Annotated in this window: 15 protein-coding genes and 1 pseudogene; 13 read left to right on the forward strand and 3 right to left on the reverse strand. The window is 59.0% G+C overall.

The window, feature by feature from the left end; all coding sequences use genetic code 11:
• Positions 1–412: 412 nt before the first annotated feature.
• Genes EE949_RS00730 through EE949_RS00740 form a run of 3 tightly spaced genes read right to left on the reverse strand, consistent with a single transcriptional unit; the run spans position 413 to position 4,154 of the window.
• Positions 413–1,639, reverse strand: a complete 1,227-nt coding sequence (locus EE949_RS00730) for a c-type cytochrome (protein WP_122662052.1) — start codon at positions 1,637–1,639, stop codon at positions 413–415.
• The gene (locus EE949_RS00735) at positions 1,636–3,399 is read right to left on the reverse strand and encodes a GMC family oxidoreductase (RefSeq protein ID WP_122662054.1); all 1,764 of its coding nucleotides are present in this window, start codon (positions 3,397–3,399) and stop codon (positions 1,636–1,638) included. Before EE949_RS00735 ends, EE949_RS00730 begins: the two co-directional genes overlap by 4 nt.
• A gap of 5 nt (positions 3,400–3,404) precedes the next feature.
• Entirely contained in the window at positions 3,405–4,154 is a 750-nt protein-coding gene (locus EE949_RS00740) for a gluconate 2-dehydrogenase subunit 3 family protein (RefSeq protein WP_122662056.1), read from the reverse strand.
• A gap of 442 nt (positions 4,155–4,596) precedes the next feature.
• Here EE949_RS00740 and mrdA point away from each other — a divergent pair, with 442 nt between their 5' ends.
• The 13 genes and pseudogenes from mrdA to phnK all read left to right on the forward strand — a co-directional run bounded on the left by mrdA (position 4,597) and on the right by phnK (position 18,712).
• On the forward strand, positions 4,597–6,486 hold the full coding sequence (gene mrdA / locus EE949_RS00745; RefSeq protein ID WP_122662058.1) for a penicillin-binding protein 2: 1,890 nt from the start codon (positions 4,597–4,599) through the stop codon (positions 6,484–6,486).
• A 353-nt stretch (positions 6,487–6,839) separates the two neighbouring features.
• On the forward strand, positions 6,840–8,558 hold the full coding sequence (gene poxB / locus EE949_RS00750; RefSeq protein WP_122662060.1) for a ubiquinone-dependent pyruvate dehydrogenase: 1,719 nt from the start codon (positions 6,840–6,842) through the stop codon (positions 8,556–8,558).
• Between the two features lie 406 nt (positions 8,559–8,964).
• A pseudogene (locus EE949_RS30065) lies at positions 8,965–9,996 on the forward strand (HAMP domain-containing protein); the annotation flags it as partial.
• 93 nt (positions 9,997–10,089) lie between these two features.
• A complete protein-coding gene (locus EE949_RS30070) occupies positions 10,090–10,854 on the forward strand; it encodes a methyl-accepting chemotaxis protein (RefSeq protein ID WP_431194205.1) in 765 nt (254 codons plus the stop codon).
• Positions 10,855–11,250: 396 nt separating this feature from the next.
• Positions 11,251–12,084 (forward strand): phosphonate ABC transporter ATP-binding protein, encoded by an 834-nt coding sequence (phnC, locus tag EE949_RS00760; protein WP_122662062.1) that lies wholly within the window; start codon positions 11,251–11,253, stop codon positions 12,082–12,084.
• 65 nt (positions 12,085–12,149) lie between these two features.
• Entirely contained in the window at positions 12,150–13,154 is a 1,005-nt protein-coding gene (gene phnD / locus EE949_RS00765; protein WP_027901496.1) for a phosphonate ABC transporter substrate-binding protein, read from the forward strand.
• A gap of 57 nt (positions 13,155–13,211) precedes the next feature.
• A complete protein-coding gene (gene phnE, locus EE949_RS00770; protein WP_122662064.1) occupies positions 13,212–14,009 on the forward strand; it encodes a phosphonate ABC transporter, permease protein PhnE in 798 nt (265 codons plus the stop codon).
• Between the two features lie 133 nt (positions 14,010–14,142).
• The gene (gene phnF / locus EE949_RS00775; RefSeq protein WP_122662067.1) at positions 14,143–14,850 is read left to right on the forward strand and encodes a phosphonate metabolism transcriptional regulator PhnF; all 708 of its coding nucleotides are present in this window, start codon (positions 14,143–14,145) and stop codon (positions 14,848–14,850) included.
• 14 nt (positions 14,851–14,864) lie between these two features.
• Complete coding sequence (gene phnG / locus EE949_RS00780) at positions 14,865–15,320, forward strand: phosphonate C-P lyase system protein PhnG (protein ID WP_122662069.1); 456 nt, start codon at positions 14,865–14,867, stop codon at positions 15,318–15,320.
• Positions 15,320–15,928 (forward strand): phosphonate C-P lyase system protein PhnH, encoded by a 609-nt coding sequence (gene phnH / locus EE949_RS00785; protein ID WP_122662071.1) that lies wholly within the window; start codon positions 15,320–15,322, stop codon positions 15,926–15,928. The genes phnG and phnH overlap by 1 nt, the downstream gene beginning before the upstream one ends.
• Positions 15,928–17,004, forward strand: coding sequence for a carbon-phosphorus lyase complex subunit PhnI (locus EE949_RS00790; RefSeq protein ID WP_122662073.1), 1,077 nt, complete (start codon positions 15,928–15,930; stop codon positions 17,002–17,004). Before phnH ends, EE949_RS00790 begins: the two co-directional genes overlap by 1 nt.
• Entirely contained in the window at positions 17,001–17,897 is an 897-nt protein-coding gene (locus EE949_RS00795) for an alpha-D-ribose 1-methylphosphonate 5-phosphate C-P-lyase PhnJ (RefSeq protein ID WP_122662075.1), read from the forward strand. Before EE949_RS00790 ends, EE949_RS00795 begins: the two co-directional genes overlap by 4 nt.
• Positions 17,894–18,712: a phosphonate C-P lyase system protein PhnK gene (gene phnK, locus EE949_RS00800; protein ID WP_122662077.1), complete on the forward strand. Its 819-nt coding sequence runs from the start codon at positions 17,894–17,896 to the stop codon at positions 18,710–18,712. The genes EE949_RS00795 and phnK overlap by 4 nt, the downstream gene beginning before the upstream one ends.
• The last annotated feature ends 19 nt before the right edge of the window (positions 18,713–18,731 follow it).

Raw genomic sequence — 18,731 nt, forward strand, 5'->3', positions numbered from 1 at the left:
TAACTTGTGGGAGCGGTGCTTGCCCGCGATAAACGATAACGCGGTATGTCATCTAGCTGCGTCTTATGCATCGCGAGCAAGCTCTGCTCCCACAGGATCTGCGGGATTCCTTGAGCTTCACTCGGGCAAAAGATGACATGACGAGGCCGGGCAGTATCATGGCGGCGCGGTACGAAGTAGATCCAGCCAGACTGACCTGATTACTGTTTGATGTGGCAGTAACTTGTGGGAGCGGTGCTTGCCCGCGAATCAGTCAATGCGGTGAATCAGATGCACAGCGTTATCGTTTTTCGTCGGAATGCCGCCCAGACCAAGCACCGCTCCCACAGGATCTGCGGGATTCCTTGAGCTTCACCCGGGCAAAAAAATGCCCGGCGACACGAAGAGGCCGGGCAAAGGGGAGGTGAATCGGTTATTTCGGTTGCAGCGCCTCGCGGACCGCCTTCACGTCAGCGCTGGACACCGCAGGGGCGGCATTACCCCAGCTATTGCGCACGTAGGTCAGTACGTTAGCGACGTTGTCATCGGACAGCGCCCAGCCCAGTGCCGGCATAGCCGGGGCGGTCGGCGCAGCATCGGTGGCTCCGGCGCGACTGCCCGCCAGTACTACGCGAATCATCGACGACGGATCTGCGCTGTTGACCAGCGGGGCCATAGCCAGTTTCGGGAACAGGTTCTCTGTACCTTCGCCATTGCCTACGTGGCACGCCGAACAGCGGTCGGCATAGATGGTTTTGCCTGCGACCATGGCCGGATCTTTCGCGTCCAGGGCTTTGGGCGGTGCAGCCGGTTTCGCGCCATCCTTGAGGTACACCGCCACGGCCATCAGGTCCGCGTCCTTCCAGTGCTGCGATGAATGCTCGACTTCCTCTGCCATAGGGCCGGAGGCAATATCGAAACGATTGGCACCGGTCTTCAGGTACTTGACGATGTCTTCCTCGGTCCACTTGCCAATGCCGCTGTGGGCGTCGGCGGTGATGTTCGGTGCGACCCAGTTCTGCAGGTTGGCACCGGTCAGGAACTGGTCGTTTTTGTCGCCACCGGTCAGGCCCTTGGGCGTGTGGCAAGTGCCGCAATGCCCGAGACCTTCCACCAGATAAGCGCCGCGGTTCCACTGTTCGGACTTCTGCGGATTGGCTTTGAATTCGCCCTCTTTGAAGTTCATCAGGTTCCACGCCAGCAAGCTGGTGCGCACGTTGAACGGGAAGGGCAACTGGTTGGTTTCAACCTTGTTTTCCACCGCATCCAGCGTTTGCAGGTAGGCCCAGATCGCCTGGTTATCCTGACGCGTCACTTTGGTGTAAGCGGTGTAGGGCATGGCGCCGTACAAACGCTTGCCGTCCAGGCCGTGACCTTTGGACATGGCGTTCTGGAAATCCTCGAATGTCCAGCGGCCAATGCCGGTGACCGGGTCAGGCGTGATGTTCGCCCCCAGCAGTTTGCCGAACGGCGTATCAAGCACTACGCCCCCGGAGAAGGCCGGTTTGCCGGGCAAGGTATGGCACGCCGTGCAGTCGCCCAGAGTGGTCAGATAACGGCCTTGTTCCACCAGGTTGTACGAGTCGGCACCGGTGCCGGCGTGTGCGACGTTAAGGGTCAGGCCCAGTACGCCGACACAGACAGAAAGAAGAGTCTTCATACCGGGATCATCTCCCCTGGGCGCTTCAGGTATCGGGTGCGAATCGCATCGGCCGCCTTGAAGGCCAGTGCCGCGACGGTGCCGGTGGGGTTGTAGCCAGGGTTCTGCGGGAAGGCCGAAGAGCCCACCACAAACAGGTTCGGTACATCCCAGACCTGCAGGTATTTGTTCACCGAACTGGTCTTCGGGTCCGCGCCCATGATGAAGCCACCGACAATGTGCGAAGACTGATACGGCGAACTGTTCCAGTGCCCGGTCTGGGCGCTGTCGACCATTTGCACCGGGTTCATGCTCTTGGCGATCTCGTGGACCTTGCCGGTCACGTACGCGGCCATCTTGCGGTCGTTTTCCGGGAAGTCGAAAGTGATGCGTAGCAAGGGGCGTCCCAGCGGGTCCTTGTAGGTCGGGTCCAGCGACAGGTAGTTGCCGCGGATCGAGTAGCTGCTCGCTTCACAGCCGATGGACATGCTGTTGGCGTAGTTCTTGACGGTCGCCTGCTTCCATTGCGAGCCCCAGGTCGGTGTGCCGGGGGGTACCGGGCGCGATTCGATAGGCGCTGCGCCAATAGGCGTGACTCGCGTGCTGCCGCCACCGACGAAACCCAGACCGGAGTGGTCGAAGTTGTCGTTGTTGAATTCATCAATGCCCATGCCAATCGCGCCGCCGCCGATGAACGGGTTGAAGTTCTTGTCATCGAAGAACAGACGCACGTTGTTGGCGGTCTGGTAGGCATAGTTACGGCCGGTTGTACCGGTGTTGGTCACCGGGTCGTAAGGCTTGCCAACCCCGGACAGCAGCATCAGGCGTACGTTTTCAAAGATGAAGGCGCTGATTACGACCAGATCGGCAGGTTGCTCGAACTCTTCGCCGTTGGCATCGACAAAGATGATCCCGGTGGCGCGCTTGCCGGTGCTGTCCATGGTCACGCGCAGCACTTCACAATTGGTCTTGGCGGTGAAGTTCGGCTTGCGAATCAACACCGGCAGTACCGTGGTGATCGCACTGGCCTTGGAGTAGTTGGCACAGCCGTAGTTGGTGCAGAAACCACAGAAGGTGCAGGCACCCATGGTCACGCCCAGCGAGTTGGTGTAAGCCCGGGAAACCAGTGCCGAGGGTACGGGGAAGGGCTTGTAGCCCAGATTCTTCGCCGCTTCGGCGAACAATACCGGCGCGTAAGTCTGCTCGGTAGGCGGGTTCGGGTATTCTTCCGAGCGCGCACCTTCGAAGGTGTTGCCGCCTTCCTGAATCACCCCCTTGATGTTGCCAGCCTTGCCGGAAACTCCGGCCAGACGGTCGAACTTGGTGTAGAACGGCTCCATTTCTTCCCAGTCAGTGCCCCAGTCCTGCAGGGTCAACTCGGCGGGCAGCTCTTTGCCGTAACGCTCGGTCAGGTGGCTGTGCAGGCGGAACTCTTCAGGCTGAAAGCGAAAGGCAATGCCAGCCCAGTGGTTGCCTGCGCCACCGGTTCCGTTACCAGGGTGAAAAGAACCCCAGCTGCGCATAGGCAAGGCTGTTTCCGTGACGTTGTTGCGGATGGTGCACGTGTTCTGTTTGGTGCGCAGCATCAGATCCTGACGGCGCGCATAGCGCAATTCGTCAGTGGCGGAGGCGATGTTGAAGTCCGCTGCCGTGTCGCGCCACGGGCCGCGTTCGAAGCCAATAACACTCAAGCCTTCATCGGCCAGTTCGTTGGCAATGATAGATCCGGCCCAGCCGAGTCCGACAACCACCACATCGGTGGAAGGTAGTTTTCTAGCCATGTCGATTAACCCTTCTTTTGCCAGGCGGAGCTGCCGATGATCGATATCGGTGTGAGGTCGAGCTTCTGGTTATGCCTGCCGATGTAATCGCGGTAGTCATAACGGGCACCCGGGAAACCGATCATTTTCCACGACACCATGTCGCGATTGCCGCCGTACACGGGGTCGGCAAAGAAGCCTTCCATGGTGTTGCCCAGCACCTGCTGGAAGAACAGCTTGGCGTCGATGCCTTCCAGCTCGATAGCGCCTTTTTCCAGATCGGTCAGCACCTTGTCCCGCTCTTCATTGCTCAGGGCACTGAAGTTTTTCTGAAACTGCTGCTGGCAGTAGCGAGTTAGCGCGGCGAGGCCAAGGCGGTAGCGCTCGCGAGGCACCAATGGCGATTGATCACCCTGCATGGGCGTGCCCTTTGCGAACGGGCCCTGCATGTACAGGCGATCAAAAGTGCCGTACTCGCCCGCTAACTGGCGGTCGATGAATACAGCGCATCCGGCGTCTTTGCCGCTGACGCTGAGGTCATCCGCAGGGATCAGACGCTCAACAATGGCTTCGACTTCACGGGCTTCTTCGGCAGTAAAGAATTGCCAGCCGGGTGTTTCGTAATGCATCGGACCGTTATGGTCAAAAGGCACCCATTGCGGCACGCCGGTCAGGGTGGCGGCCTTGGCGCTGGCGGCGGCACCGGCTGCCAGGGTGGTAGCGGAAGACACGAGCAGTTGGCGGCGGGTCAGGCCTTTGGGAGGTAGGTCAGTCATTAAAGGCTCCTGCGAACGCTTGCGACAGGAACGTGTCCCATCCACAGCTGACGTTTCGCGGTCAATACACGGTGTTTGTCCGACTGGGGGACAAATGAAAGCTCACGCGAGGGTGTGACATTAAGTCTCTGGCAAGGCCGCAAGCGTGTAGTGCATGCTCAGCACGCAACAGCCAGATTCCGCGTCATCTTTTCCGCACGTTCCGCCATCATAAATATGTTGCTAAACGTTTCGCCGCACTGATTTCACAAATTACTATTGCGCGAGAAGTAACAATCTACCGCTCATTCACGACCGCTCATGCCGGTCGGACAAGACAATCCTCACTAGACAGGCACTTCTTGGTATCGTGCGCACCCTGTCGTGCGTGGAAATCTTTCCTCACAATTTATTTGCTGTGCGGCCAGCATCCGTTTTAGTCATCCATCGAGAAGCAGTAGAAATGCCCGATCCAATTCCTTTGAAAGACCACGAGAAAGATGCGCGGCTGGTTAACCGGCGGCTGATCGCTTGCGCGTTGCTCGTGGGTGTCTTGAGTGCGTGCCTGGTTGCGCGGATGTATTTCCTGCAGGTCACTGAGTTCACCTACCACTCGACAATCTCCGAAAACAACCGCGTGCACGTGCTGCCAATCGCGCCCGAGCGCGGCCTGATCTATGACCGTAACGGTGTGGTGCTGGCGGATAACCGGCCCAGCTACAACATGACGCTGACCCGCGAGCGGGCAGGGGACTGGCACAAGGTCATCGACGAAGTGATGGTCTTGCTCAAACTCCCCGAGGAAGAGCGCATCCTCTTCGACAAAGACCTCAAGCAAGTGCGTCATCCGTTCGAGCCTGTGACCCTGCTGTACGAGCTGACTGAAGAGCAGATTGCCGTACTGGCCGTCAATCAGTACCTGTTGCCGGGTATCGACGTTGAACCGCAGTTCGTCCGGCACTACCCGCTGGGGGCGCACTTTGCCCATTCCATTGGTTATGTCGGACGAATCAACGAGAAAGAAGCAAAGCAGCTGGATTCCGTTGAATATCGCGGCACTCAGTCCATCGGCAAGACCGGTATCGAGCGTTTTTACGAGTCCGAGCTGCATGGCAAGGTCGGCTATGAGGAAGTGGAAACCAACGCGCAGGGACGGGTATTGCGCGTGCTTAAACACACCGATCCGACACCCGGAAAGAACATCACCTTGAGCCTCGATATTCATCTGCAGGAAGCCGCAGAGGAGGCGCTGGGTGATCGCCGTGGTTCAGTCGTGGCGCTGGACCCGGCGACGGGCGAGGTGCTGGCGATGGTCAGCAAGCCAAGCTTCGATCCGAACCTGTTCGTGACCGGGATCAGTTTCAAGGAGTACGCCGCGCTGCGCGATTCCATTGACCGGCCACTGTTTAATCGCGTGCTGCGCGGCCTGTATGCACCGGGTTCAACGATCAAGCCGGAAGTAGCAATCGCCGGGCTTGATACCGGTGTCGTGAACGCCTCGACCAAAGTCTTCGACCCCGGCTATTTCCAGTTGCCGGACTTCGATCACAAGTACCGCAACTGGAACCATAGCGGTGATGGCTGGGTGGACATGGACGCCGCAATCATGCGTTCCAACGACACCTACTTCTACACCGTCGCGCACAAGCTCGGCATTGATCGCATGTACGACTACATGACCATGTTTGGCCTGGGTCAGAAGGTCTCGCTGGACATGTTTGAAGAGTCGGCAGGGTTGATGCCGTCGCGCCAGTGGAAGCGGGCCACGCGGCGCCAGACCTGGTTCCCGGGTGAGACCGTGATTCTCGGTATCGGTCAGGGCTACATGCAGGTCACGCCGTTGCAACTGGCTCAGGCCACCTCCCTGATCGCCAACAAAGGTGTGTGGGTACGCCCGCACCTGGCCATGGAAGTGGGCGACCGTGCACCGGTGGATGAACACCCGATGCCCAACATCGTGCTGCACGATCCCAACGAGTGGAACCAGGTCAACATCGGCATGCAGATGGTGATGCACGATCCGCGCGGCATTGCCCGTGCGGCGGCTCAAGGCGCGCAATACCGCATCGCCGGTAAAAGTGGTACGGCACAGGTGGTGGCGATCAAGCAGGGCGAGCGTTATGACCGCGCCAAGACCCTCGAACGCCACCGCGACAATGCCTTGTTTGTCGGCTTTGCACCGGCTGATCACCCGAAGATTGTGGTCGCGGTCATGATCGAGAACGGCGAGGCGGGCGGTCGGGTCGCGGGCCCCGTCGTCAGGGAAATCCTTGACGCCTGGCTGCTGGACAAGGACGGCAAGCTCAAACCGCAATATGCGGCACCGGCTAAACCGGGTGAGCCTCATGTATAGGTTTTCAGCTTAGGCACTGTCTCTTCTGCTGACTGCTGTCTTGTGTGGGAGATTCTATGTCTGCTAAATCTGGTTCTACGGAATAGCGCGGTCTATGTGGGAGCCGAGCTTGCTCGCGATAAGGACGCCGCAGTTATCAGGTATATCGCGTGCTGTCTTATCGCGAGCAAGCTCGGCTCCCACAGGATCTGTGCATCCTTGCAGGCCAACATATGCCTCCCACAGGTAATTGCTCTTCACAGATTGATCTGTGTTCTGTCACCAGCTGAACTGTACGCCGTACAGCCGGTCGATCACTGATGCGTGCCAAGACACTGGCTACGTTTTCCATTTGTCTCGACAAGGAAACCAGCATGTCCAAAACCATTGCCGACCACCTCGCTCAAACCCTCGCCAGTGCTGGCGTCAACCGGATCTGGGGGGTGAGCGGCGACAGCCTGAATGGCCTGACCGATAGCCTGGAAAAGCTCGGTTCCATCCGCTGGATGCACACCCGTCACGAAGAAGTCGCAGCCTTTGCCGCCGGTGCTGAAGCAGCCAGCACCGGCAAACTCGCGGTCTGTGCGGGTAGCTGCGGACCGGGCAACCTGCACTTGATCAACGGCCTGTACGACTGCCATCGCAATCAGGTGCCGGTGCTGGCCATCGCTGCACATATCCCGTCTTCAGAAGTAGGTCTGGGCTACTTTCAGGAAACCCATCCTCAGGAACTGTTCAAGGAGTGCAGCCACTTCGTCGAGCTGGTCAGCACGCCGGAACAGTTCCCGCGAGTGCTGGAGCGAGCCATGCGCGCCGCGATTGGTCAGCGTGGTGTCGCCGTTATCGTCTTGCCGGGTGACGTCGCGCTGAGCGAGGCCCCTGATGCACTTGCAAAGTGGGTAGCGACCGCGCCACCCAGCGTCACGCCGAGCGAGCCGGACATTCAGCAACTGGCCGACATTCTTAACGAGTCCAAAGCCGTCACACTGTTGTGCGGCGCCGGTTGCGCCGGAGCCCATGACGAAATGGTTGCCCTGGCCGACCGGCTGGGCGCGCCAGTGGTGCATGCCTTGCGCGGTAAGCAATACGTGGAATACGACAACCCGTTCGACGTTGGCATGACCGGGTTGATCGGCTTCAGCTCCGGTTACCACGCCATGCTGTCATGCGACACGCTGGTGATTCTGGGCAGTAGTTTCCCGTACCGGAATTTCTATCCGACCGACGCTAAAATCGTCCAGATCGATATCGATCCCACCGCCCTCGGGCGACGCACGCCGATTACTTTGGGACTGACTGGCGGCGTGAAGGAAACGCTAGCAGCGCTACTGCCCAAACTGAATCGTCATGAAGATCGCCGCTTCCTCGACAAGGCGCTCAAGCATTACGCCAAGGCGCGGGAAGGGCTGGATGATCTGGCCACGCCATCGTCGCCGGGTAACCCGATCCATCCGCAGTACCTGACCCGTCTGATTGATGAGCAGGCGGATGCCGATGCGATTTTCAGCGTCGATGTGGGGACGCCGACGTTGTGGGCTGCACGCTACCTGCACATGAACGGCAAACGCAGTCTGCTAGGGTCGTTCAACCATGGTTCGATGGCCAATGCCATGCCTCAGGCGTTGGGGGCCAAAGCAGCCCATCCTGATCGTCAGGTGATTTCGCTGTGTGGCGATGGGGGCCTGTCGATGCTCATGGGCGATCTGTTAAGCGTGCGGCAGCTGGATCTGCCCATCAAAATGGTGGTGTTCAACAACAGCTCGCTGGGTTTCGTCGACATGGAAATGAAAGCCAGCGGTTATGTTCCTCATGGCACCGATCTGTTTGAAACCAACTTCGCCGGTATTGCGCTGGGGGCGGGCATTCTGGGTATTCGTGTGGAGAGCGCCGAAGATCTGCCCGCTGCGCTGCGTAAAGCGTTTGATCATCCTGGCCCGGTATTGCTCGATGTGGTGACCGCCAAACAGGAATTGGGTATCCCGCCGAAAATCAAACTGGCCCAGGCCAAAGGTTTCAGCCTGTACATGATGCGCGCCGTATTGGGCGGACGAGGTGACGAGGTGCTCGAGTTAGTGAAGACTAACTTACGGTAATCCTGCCTTGTATACCTGATACGCAAACAGTGGACCTGTAGGAGCTCACCGAGGTTACGAGGCCAGCGATAGCGGTTTGTCTGACACGCCGCCATCGCTGGCCTCGTAACCTCGGTGAGCTCCTACAGGATTGGGGTTAATCTGCAAGACTGAATGTTGTCTGAAACTCTGATATTTGCCGCCTTCGGCAGAGCCTGTAAAATCTTTAGGCCTTAAAACAAAGTATATGTAACCATTCATCGCGAACTAACTTGTCATACGTCCGACAATTTGGATCCAATAAATATATTTGTTCCGGCCACTATCCTTTTACATAAAGAGTCAGTACAAACGCGGCATTGCGTTCACTGTTTCAGTGAACAAGCGTGCGCCGTAGTAACTCTTTTGTATGGAAGTACCTGTCATGATGAAAAGTCTGGGTTTCAGCAGAAAAATTCTGCTCGCCGCCGCGTTGGTGGTCGTTGTTGCTTTTACCTGTTTTATCGTTGTTAACGACTATCGACAACGCCAGACTTTAAAGTCGAATGTGTTCGCTGAACTGCAACAACTCGGCGGCTTGACGACCCAGAACATCCAGACATGGCTGGACAGCCGCACGCAGCTGCTGCAGTCCATGGCGCAGCGCATTTCGGCTGACGGCAAAGCGATTCCTGATTTGCAGCGTTCAATTGGTATTGCGGCTTATACCGACAACTTTCAGCTCAGTTATTTCGGTGGCACTGACGGCGTAATGTTTTCCGTGCCTGCGGGCAATCGCGCGGCGGATTATGACCCGCGCGCCCGTGGCTGGTACAAGGCCGCACAAAATGCGCCCGGCACTATCGTGACCGAACCGTATATTGCTGCTTCGTCGGGCAAGCTGGTCGTGACATTGGCCACACCGGTCAACTATCAGAATCAGTTCATTGGCGTCGCCGGTGCTGATATTTCTCTGGACAGCATTACCAAGACCATCAACTCGCTGAATTTCGGCGGGCATGGTTATGCATTTATTGTCAGCGGCGATGGCAAGATCCTGATCCACCCGGACAGCAAACTGATTCTGAAAAACATCAGCGAAGCTTATCCATCCGACACCCCGAAAATCGTCGCGGGCGTGAGCGAAATCCAGTCGGCCGGCAAGGCAGAAATTATGTCGCTGACCAAGGTTGAAGGTGTTTCCTCAGCCAACTGGTACGTTGCGCTGGTCCTCGATCAGGATGCGGCGTACTCGATGCTTGGCGAGTTCCGCACCTCGGCCATCACCGCCATGGTGATTTCCGTGGTGATCATTATTCTGCTGCTGGGGATGTTGATCAGTGTACTGATGCAACCGCTGCATCAGATGGGTCGTGCGATGCGTGACATCGCAGACGGTGAGGGCGACCTGACCAAGCGTCTGGCGATCACCACTCAAGACGAGTTCGGTGAGCTGGCACAGTCCTTTAACCGCTTTGTCGAGCGTATTCACGGCTCTATCCGTGAGGTGGCGTCGACTGCCGGTCAGTTGGGTGACGTGGCGATGCGTGTAGTCAAAGCTTCCAACTCATCCATGACTAACTCTGATCAGCAGGCCAATCGCACTGAAAGTGTTGCGGCGGCGATCAACGAACTGGGCGCTGCTGCTCAGGAAATTGCCCAGAACGCAGCACGTACCTCCCAGCAGTCTGCCGATGCCAGCCAGTTGGCCGGTGACGGTCAGAAAGTCGTGCAACAGACGATCAACGCCATGAACGAGCTGTCGGCGAAGATCAGCGAGTCCTGCGCCAACATCGAAAACCTCAACGGCAAGACCGTCAACATCGGTCAGATTCTGGAAGTGATCACCAGCATTTCCCAACAAACCAATCTGTTGGCCCTTAACGCGGCCATCGAAGCGGCACGGGCGGGGGAGGCCGGACGTGGTTTTGCGGTTGTCGCCGACGAGGTTCGCAACCTGGCGCACCGGACTCAGGACTCTGCACAGCAAGTGCAGAAGATGATTGAGGAACTGCAGGTGGGCGCGCGCGAAGCGGTGGTCACCATGACCGAGAGTCAGCGCCAGAGTGAAAGCAGCGTGACTGTCGCCAATCAGGCGGGCGAACGGCTGAGCAGCGTGACGCGTCGTATCGATGAAATCAACGATATGAACCAGTCGGTGGCGGCTGCTACCGAAGAGCAGACGGCGGTGGTGGAGTCGCTCAACGTCGACATTACCCAGATCAATACCCTCAACCAGGAAGGCGTCGAGAACCTCAAACTGACCCTGGATGCCTGCTCGTATCTGGAAGAACAAGCGGCGCGCTTACAGCATCTGGTGGGGACGTTCCGGATCTAATCATGCCCGGGCAGTGCCGCAGCCGAACTGGCCGGTTGCGGCCTGCCTGATACTCGCGACAGGCCCAGCTCTTATCAAACAATCTGCAACTGCCGGATTGAAATCCATTTTCTGTAGGAGCTGCCGAAGGCTGCGAAGCACTTCTATGGGCATACCGCGATCGCAGCCTTCGGCAGCTCCTACAGGGCCACATGTTTGCTGCGAGATAGCGCGGTGTCATGTGGGAGCCGGGCTTGCCCGCGAAAGAGCGACCGGGGCTGACAGGTACGACGGATTACCGCTCCCATACCTCAACCTTTCACAAAACGGTTATCCAACCGTCACGTTCGATTCACCCCACTGAAACACCGCGGGCCTACTGTCAGTTGCAACTCACAACAACCGACAGAGAAGCCCATGAACCCAGCCATCCATGTCGAGCGTCTGAACAAGACTTTTGCCCGCAAGCCCGCGCTGGTTGATCTGGCATTGTCTATACAACCCGGCGAAATGGTCGCGCTGATCGGCGCTTCGGGTTCTGGCAAATCCACCTTGCTGCGTCATCTCGCCGGTCTGGCGTGCTGTGACCGTGGCAATGGCGGGAGCGTGCAGGTGTTGGGCCGTGAAGTGCAGGCCGCAGGCCGTCTCAACGGCAAAGTGCGCAAGTTGCGCTCTGACATCGGCTACATCTTTCAGCAGTTCAATCTGGTCAATCGCCTCAGCGTGCTGGACAACGTGCTGCTCGGTTGCCTGGGCCGCATGCCCGGCTGGCGCGGCAATCTGGGCCTGTTCAATGCTGAGGAGAAACAACGCGCCTTGCAGTCTCTGGACCGCGTCGGGCTTGTGGATCTGGCTGCTCAGCGCGCCTCGACCCTGTCCGGTGGCCAGCAACAACGCGTGGCAATCGCCCGGGCCTTGACCCAGCGCGCCGAAGTGATCCTCGCTGACGAACCTATCGCCTCGCTGGATCCTGAGTCCGCACGCAAGGTCATGGAAATCCTCGCCGACATCAACCGTACCGACGGCAAGACCGTGGTCGTCACCCTGCATCAAGTGGATTACGCCGTGCGGTACTGCCCCCGCGCCGTGGCGCTCAAGGGCGGGCGCATTCATTTCGATGGCGATGCTCAAAACCTCAGCAGCCAGTTCCTCAACGATCTCTACGGTGCTGACGTCGACACCAGTCTGATGATTGCCGATGAAGGTCGCCGCGCCGGTGCAGCGCCCCGACTGGTGCTGGCTCGCGGTTAACCGCGCCTGATTTCCAGCTGTACACCAACACAACAACAGCCAAACCCAAACTGAGGAGTGCTTCCATGTTGAACCGTATCGGTCGCGTCGTTGCGTCTGCCGCGTTGCTGGGCAGTTGTCTGCTGGGCACTGCTCACGCAGATGAGAAAGTCATCAACTTCGGCATCATGTCTACCGAGTCTTCGCAGAACCTGAAAAGCATCTGGCAGCCGTTTCTGGATGACATGGGCAAGAAGACCGGGCTGAAGATCAACGCCACCTTCGCATCGGACTATGCAGGCCTGATCCAGGGCATGCGCTTCAACAAGGTCGATGTGGCCTGGCTGGGCAACAAGGCGGCGATGGAAGCGGTAGACCGTTCCAACGGTGAAATCTTCGCCCAGACCTCAGCGGCCAACGGCGCGCCGGGCTATTGGAGCGTGATCATTGCCCGCAAGGACAGCCCGATCAATACCGTTGAAGACATGCTCAAAAATGCCAAGACCCTGACCTTCGGTAACGGCGATCCAAACTCGACTTCCGGCTACCTGGTGCCGGGTTACTACGTGTTTGCCAAGAACAACGTCGACGCGGCTACAGCGTTCAAACGCACGCTGAACTCCAGCCACGAAGTGAATGCCCTGAGTGTTGCCAAGGGCCAACTGGATGTTGCGACCTTCAATACCGAAAGCTGGGATCGTCTGGAAGTCACCCAGCCGGACATGGCTGCCAAGCTCAAGGTGATCTGGAAATCCCCGCTGATCCCTGCCGACCCGATGGTCTGGAGCAAAGCCCTGTCGGACGAGAACAAAAACAAGATTCGTGAGTTCTTCGCTGACTACGGCAACACCGACGAAGAGAAAGCGGTGCTCAAAGGCATGCAACTGGGCAAGTTCCTCAAGTCCAGTGATGACCAACTGTTGCCGATCCGTCAGTTGGACCTGTTCAAGCAGCGCACCGAAACCCTCGCCAGCACCAGCCTGAATGCCGACGAGAAAGCCAAGCGCCTCAAGGACATTGATGCCGGTCTGAGCAAGTTGCAGGAACGCCTGACCGAGCTTGAGAAGAAAAACACGGCCAGCGCTGGTTGATTGATCCGCGGCGCACCTTTTCGGGTGCGCCCACCTTCTGCTGAACGAGATCCGATTATGACGAGCACGACCACCCACGCGGCGTATACCCAGGCGGCGGGCAAGCGCAGCTGGCCACAATATCTGGGCTGGGGCCTGTTCCTCGCGGTGCTGGCCTGGGCCTGGCAGGGTGCCGAAATGAATCCCGTGGCGCTGTATCGCGACTCGGGAAACATGGCGACCTTCGCCTCCGATTTCTTCCCGCCTGACTTTCACGAATGGCGCTCGTACCTGAAGGAAATGATCGTCACGGTGCAAATCGCACTGTGGGGCACGGTGCTGGCGATTGTCTGTTCGGTGCCGCTGGGCATTCTCTGTGCCGAGAACATCACCCCCTGGTGGATTCACCAGCCGCTGCGCCGGGTCATGGACGCGTTCCGCTCCATCAATGAAATGGTCTTCGCCATGTTGTTCGTAGTGGCGGTCGGGCTCGGTCCTTTTGCCGGTGTTCTGGCGCTGTGGATCAGCACCACGGGCGTACTGGCGAAACTGTTTGCCGAAGCGGTGGAGGCCATTGATCCAGGCCCGGTGGAAGGGGTGAGAGCAACCGGCGCTAGCGCTTTGCAGGAGGTGATTTACGGGGTGATCCCGCAGGTCATGCCGCTGTGGATTTCCTACGCGCTGTACCGCTTCGAATCCAACGTGCGCTCGGCAACGGTGGTGGGGATGGTTGGTGCAGGCGGGATCGGCGTGATCCTTTGGGAAAACATCCGCGCGTTCCAGTTCACCCAGACCTGCGCCGTGTTGCTGGTGATCATCGTCGTGGTCAGCTCCATCGACATCGTGTCCCAGCGTTTGCGCAAGCAGTTTATTTAACCGTATGGAACGCTTTGGCCCTGTAGGAGCTGCCGCAGGCTGCGAATCGCGAGGTGTCAGAGAAACCGTTTTGCAGCCTCCGGCAGCTCCTACAGAAGTCATCCATATGTTGATTAAGGAAGGTTCTTTAGCGATGGACATGTCTAGACAACAAGCCGAACCGCTGTACCTGGAGCTCGCCAACATCATGCGCGCCGAGCTGGGCAGCTATACAGCCGGGGATTACTTGCCCCCTGAGGTCCAGCTCGCCGCACGCTTTGAGGTCAACCGCCACACCATCCGCCGTGCCATCGATGAACTGGTGCGTGAGGGCAGTGTGTTGCGGCGTCAGGGCAAAGGCACACAGGTGCTGCAGCGTCCGCTGATCTACCCGATGAGGGCTGACAGTGCTTACAGCCAGTCGCTGTCAGCGCAAGGCGTTGGCGTCGACGCCACCCTGTTGCAACGCCAGAAGTGCCCGGCCAGCGCCGAGGACGCCGAACATCTGCTGCTTGATCAATACGCGCCGCTGATCGAACTGCACACCTTGCGCAAACTCGACGGCCACCCGGTGAGTTTGATTCGCCATCGTTTTTGCGCCACCCGCAGCGAATTGCTCGCCAGTTACAAGCGCGGCTCGCTGCGCCAGTTTCTGGCTGAGCGTGACCTGCCGTTGACGCGGACCCTGAGCCTGGTAGGCGCGCGTTTGCCCAGCCGCGAAGAGGCTGACCTGTTGATGATGCCTCGCCATTTACCGGTGCTCACGGTCCTCACCGTTTCCCGCGACAGCAGCGGTCATCCGGTGGAGTTGTCCCGCTCCACCAGTCGTTCCGACCGCTTCCAATACCAGTTCATCGTCTGATGGAGATGCCTTTTATGAACCCTGCTACAGACCCCGTAATAGCCGCACGTCAACGTTGGATCGGTGTACTTGCCCGAGCGGCTGGCGACGAGCTGAGCCGCCACGAGTCGGCCTTGCGTGACGCTGAATACCAACTGATTCGTGCGCCGGAAATCGGCATGACCCTGGTTCGCGGCCGCATGGGTGGCACGGGTGCGCCGTTCAACGTCGGTGAGATGAGCGTCACTCGCTGCGTGGTGCGTCTGGCCGATGGACGCACCGGTTACAGCTATCTGGCCGGGCGCGACAAGCCACGCGCCGAGCTGGCGGCACTGGCCGATGCCCATTTGCAAGGCCCTCAGCAGCAACACTGGCTCGACCAATTGATCGAGCCGCTGGCCCAGGCCCAGTCCAGACGTCGCGCTGAAAAAGACGCCGAAACCGCCGCCAGCAAAGTTGAATTCTTTACCCTGGTCAGAGGAGAAGACTGATGAATGCAGCTCTGTTGCAACCGGCTTTCGCCGATCCGGTGCTCGACGCCCAGCGCAGTTTTCGCGCGGCCCTCAAAGCGCTGGCAGGTCCAGGTGTCATCCACACCTTGCAGGCGGCCCAGCGACCGCCCGCACTTACCGGTCTTGATTCAGCCACCCATGCCTTGTGCCTTGCCTTGCTGGATATCGACACCGCTCTGTGGCTGGCTCCGGCTTTCGATACCCCGGCGATCCGCGCCAACCTGGCCTTTCATTGCGGCTGCCCGATTGTTGCCGAGCGCCGCCATGCACGTTTCGCCTTGCTCGACGAAAGCCAGCTGCACGACCTGTCCGGCTTCGACCTGGGCAACGACCGTTATCCGGACCAGTCCTGCACGTTGCTGATCCAGCTACCGAGCCTCGGCGGTGGTAGCTCAATGAGCTGGCAGGGACCGGGCATCGAAAGCGAAAACAAAGTCGCCCTGCCATTGAACGACACGTTCTGGAACCAGCGCGAACAGCACAACGATTTTCCCCGTGGCCTGGATGTGTTTTTTCTCGCCAGCAGCGATTTGCTGGGGCTGCCGCGCAGCACTCGGGTCTGCCAATCTGCACAGGAGCGTGCCTGATGTACGTCGCCGTCAAGGGTGGCGAACAGGCCATCGATAATGCCCACCGCCTGCTGGCAAAAAAACGCCGGGGCGACACCTCCATTGCCGAACTCAGCGTCGAGCAGATTCGTCAGCAACTGCCTTTGGCAGTGGCTCGCGTCATGACCGAAGGTTCGCTGTACGACGAACAACTGGCTGCACTGGCAATCAAGCAGGCGGCAGGCGACATGATCGAAGCGATTTTTCTGCTGCGCGCCTATCGCACGACACTGCCGCGCTTCAGTGCCAGCGTGCCGATCGACACCTCGGACATGCAGCTCAACCGTCGTCTGTCCGCGACCTTCAAGGACTTGCCCGGCGGCCAGTTGCTGGGTCCGACGTTCGACTACACCCATCGCCTGCTAGACTTCACCTTGCTGGCCGACGGTGAGTTTCCGGGGCCGCAAGTGCAGGAAAATGCTGCTCTTGAGCCATGCCCGCGTGTGTTGGGGTTATTGGCCAAAGAAGGCTTGATGAAGAACGAAGCTGACAGCAGCGAAGCCATTCCCGATATCACCCGCGAGCCGCTGGAGTATCCCGCCAATCGAGCCCAGCGTTTGCAGGCGTTGGCCCGTGGTGATGAGGGTTTTCTGTTGGCCCTGAGTTATTCGACCCAGCGCGGTTACGGGCGCAATCACCCGTTCGCCGGGGAAATTCGTATCGGCGAAGTCGAGGTCTGGATCGAGCCGGAGGAACTGGGTTTCCCGATTGCCATTGGCGCTATCGAAGTGACCGAGTGCGAAATGATCAACCAGTTCGTCGGTTCGGCCACTGAACCGGCGCAATTCACTCGGGGTTACGGTCTGGCGTTCGGCCACGCAGAGCGCAAGGCGATGGCCATGGCGCTGGTGGATCGCTCGTTGCGCGCTGAAGAGTTCAACGAAGAAATCCAGTCTCCGGCGCAGCTGGAAGAGTTCGTTCTCGCCCATTGCGACAACGTCGAGGCGGCGGGTTTCGTCTCGCACCTGAAGCTACCTCACTACGTCGACTTCCAGTCCGAACTGGAACTGATCCGCAAGTTGCGCGCGCCTGCACACAAGGAGCTCAAACCATGAATGCTTATCAGCAGGCCCATTCCCAGCCTCAGCCAAAGCCCCAGCGTGATGAGGCCTACAACTTCGCGTATCTGGATGAGCAGACCAAACGCATGATCCGTCGCGCCTTGCTCAAGGCAGTGGCGATTCCTGGCTATCAAGTGCCATTCGGCGGTCGTGAAATGCCGCTGCCTTATGGCTGGGGCACGGGCGGCATGCAACTGACGGCGGCGATTCTGGGCGCTGAAGACGTGCTCAAAGTCATTGACCAGGGGGCGGACGACACGACTAACGCAGTGTCGATCCGGCGCTTCTTTGCTCGCACTGCCGGTGTCGAAACCACTGAGAGAACACCTGAGGCCACGGTCATCCAGACCCGTCACCGGATTCCGGAAACGCCGCTGAGCGCCGAGCAGATTCTGGTGTATCAGGTGCCGATTCCTGAGCCATTGCGCTTCATCGAGCCGCTGGAAACCGAAACCCGGACCATGCACGCGCTCAATGATTACGGGGTCATGCACGTCAAACTCTACGAAGACATCGCCACCTTCGGCCATATCGCGACCAGCTACGCCTACCCGGTGATGGTCGATGAGCGCTACGTGATGGACCCTTCGCCGATCCCCAAATTCGATAACCCCAAGCTCGACATGAGTCCGGCGTTGATGCTGTTCGGGGCAGGGCGGGAGAAACGTCTGTACGCCGTACCACCCTTCACCAAAGTCGTGAGCCTGGACTTCGAGGACCATCCGTTTCAGATCCAGAGCTGGGAGCACAACTGCGCCATCTGCGGCAGCCACGACTCTTATCTCGATGAGCTGATTCTGGACGATGCAGGGACCCAGAGCTTCGTCTGTTCCGACACCGACTACTGCGCTCAGCGCGTTATCCAGCAACAGGAGGCGGGCCAATGACCAGCGCGCAAGCCAGCCACAACATCAGGGCGCTGCCAGAGAGCTCGCAGCCGCTGCTCACTGTTCGTGACCTGACGAAACTCTATGGCCCGGACAAGGGCTGCCAGGGCGTCAACTTCGAGCTGTATCCGGGAGAAGTGCTGGGCATCGTCGGCGAATCCGGCTCCGGTAAATCCACTTTGCTCTCGCTGCTCAGTGGCCGCTGTCCGCCGGATCGTGGCGGCATCGATTACCGCGGCAAAGACGGTCAGGTACTGGACCTGTACAGCGCCAGCGAAGCCCAGCGCCGCACCTTGCTGCGCACCGAATGGGGGTTCGTCGAGCAAAGCCCGCGTGATGGTCTGCGCATGGGCGTGTCCGCCGGGGCCAACATCGGCGAACGCTTGATGGCCCAGGGCGTACGCAATTATCAGGAACTGCGTGCGGCCGGTATCGACTGGCTGACCCAGGTGGAAATCGACCCGCTGCGTATCGACGACCTGCCGAAGACTTTCTCCGGAGGCATGCAACAACGGTTGCAGATCGCCCGCAATCTGGTGTCCAGCCCGCGGCTGGTATTCATGGACGAGCCGACTGGCGGCCTCGATGTGTCGGTGCAGGCGCGCTTGCTGGATTTGCTGCGTGCGCTGGTGCGAGAGCTGGACCTGGCGGTGGTCATCGTCACCCATGACCTGGCCGTCGCCAGACTGCTGGCCGACCGCTTGATCGTGATGCGTCGCTCGCGGGTGGTGGAAACCGGTTTGACCGACCAGATCCTCGATGACCCCCAGCATCCTTATTCACAACTGCTGGTGTCTTCGGTGCTGCAACCGTGAACCGCTTTTTGGAGGACGT

It is taken from the genome of Pseudomonas viridiflava (genome assembly GCF_900602065.1).
In the GTDB taxonomy this organism is placed as follows: Bacteria; Pseudomonadota; Gammaproteobacteria; order Pseudomonadales; family Pseudomonadaceae; genus Aquipseudomonas.

Bases quoted from the DNA above. Each gene is read 5' to 3' on its own strand.
- EE949_RS00740 (WP_122662056.1), bottom strand. From the start codon at position 4,154: ATGACTGACCTACCTCCCAAAGGCCTGACCCGCCGCCAACTGCTCGTG.
- EE949_RS30070 (WP_431194205.1), top strand. From the start codon at position 10,090: ATGACTAACTCTGATCAGCAGGCCAATCGCACTGAAAGTGTTGCGGCG.
- phnH (WP_122662071.1), top strand. From the start codon at position 15,320: ATGAATGCAGCTCTGTTGCAACCGGCTTTCGCCGATCCGGTGCTCGAC.
- phnE (WP_122662064.1), top strand. From the start codon at position 13,212: ATGACGAGCACGACCACCCACGCGGCGTATACCCAGGCGGCGGGCAAG.
- phnF (WP_122662067.1), top strand. From the start codon at position 14,143: ATGGACATGTCTAGACAACAAGCCGAACCGCTGTACCTGGAGCTCGCC.
- phnC (WP_122662062.1), top strand. From the start codon at position 11,251: ATGAACCCAGCCATCCATGTCGAGCGTCTGAACAAGACTTTTGCCCGC.
- poxB (WP_122662060.1), top strand. From the start codon at position 6,840: ATGTCCAAAACCATTGCCGACCACCTCGCTCAAACCCTCGCCAGTGCT.
- EE949_RS00795 (WP_122662075.1), top strand. From the start codon at position 17,001: ATGAATGCTTATCAGCAGGCCCATTCCCAGCCTCAGCCAAAGCCCCAG.
- EE949_RS00790 (WP_122662073.1), top strand. From the start codon at position 15,928: ATGTACGTCGCCGTCAAGGGTGGCGAACAGGCCATCGATAATGCCCAC.
- EE949_RS00735 (WP_122662054.1), bottom strand. From the start codon at position 3,399: ATGGCTAGAAAACTACCTTCCACCGATGTGGTGGTTGTCGGACTCGGC.
- mrdA (WP_122662058.1), top strand. From the start codon at position 4,597: ATGCCCGATCCAATTCCTTTGAAAGACCACGAGAAAGATGCGCGGCTG.
- phnK (WP_122662077.1), top strand. From the start codon at position 17,894: ATGACCAGCGCGCAAGCCAGCCACAACATCAGGGCGCTGCCAGAGAGC.
- phnG (WP_122662069.1), top strand. From the start codon at position 14,865: ATGAACCCTGCTACAGACCCCGTAATAGCCGCACGTCAACGTTGGATC.
- EE949_RS00730 (WP_122662052.1), bottom strand. From the start codon at position 1,639: ATGAAGACTCTTCTTTCTGTCTGTGTCGGCGTACTGGGCCTGACCCTT.
- phnD (WP_027901496.1), top strand. From the start codon at position 12,150: ATGTTGAACCGTATCGGTCGCGTCGTTGCGTCTGCCGCGTTGCTGGGC.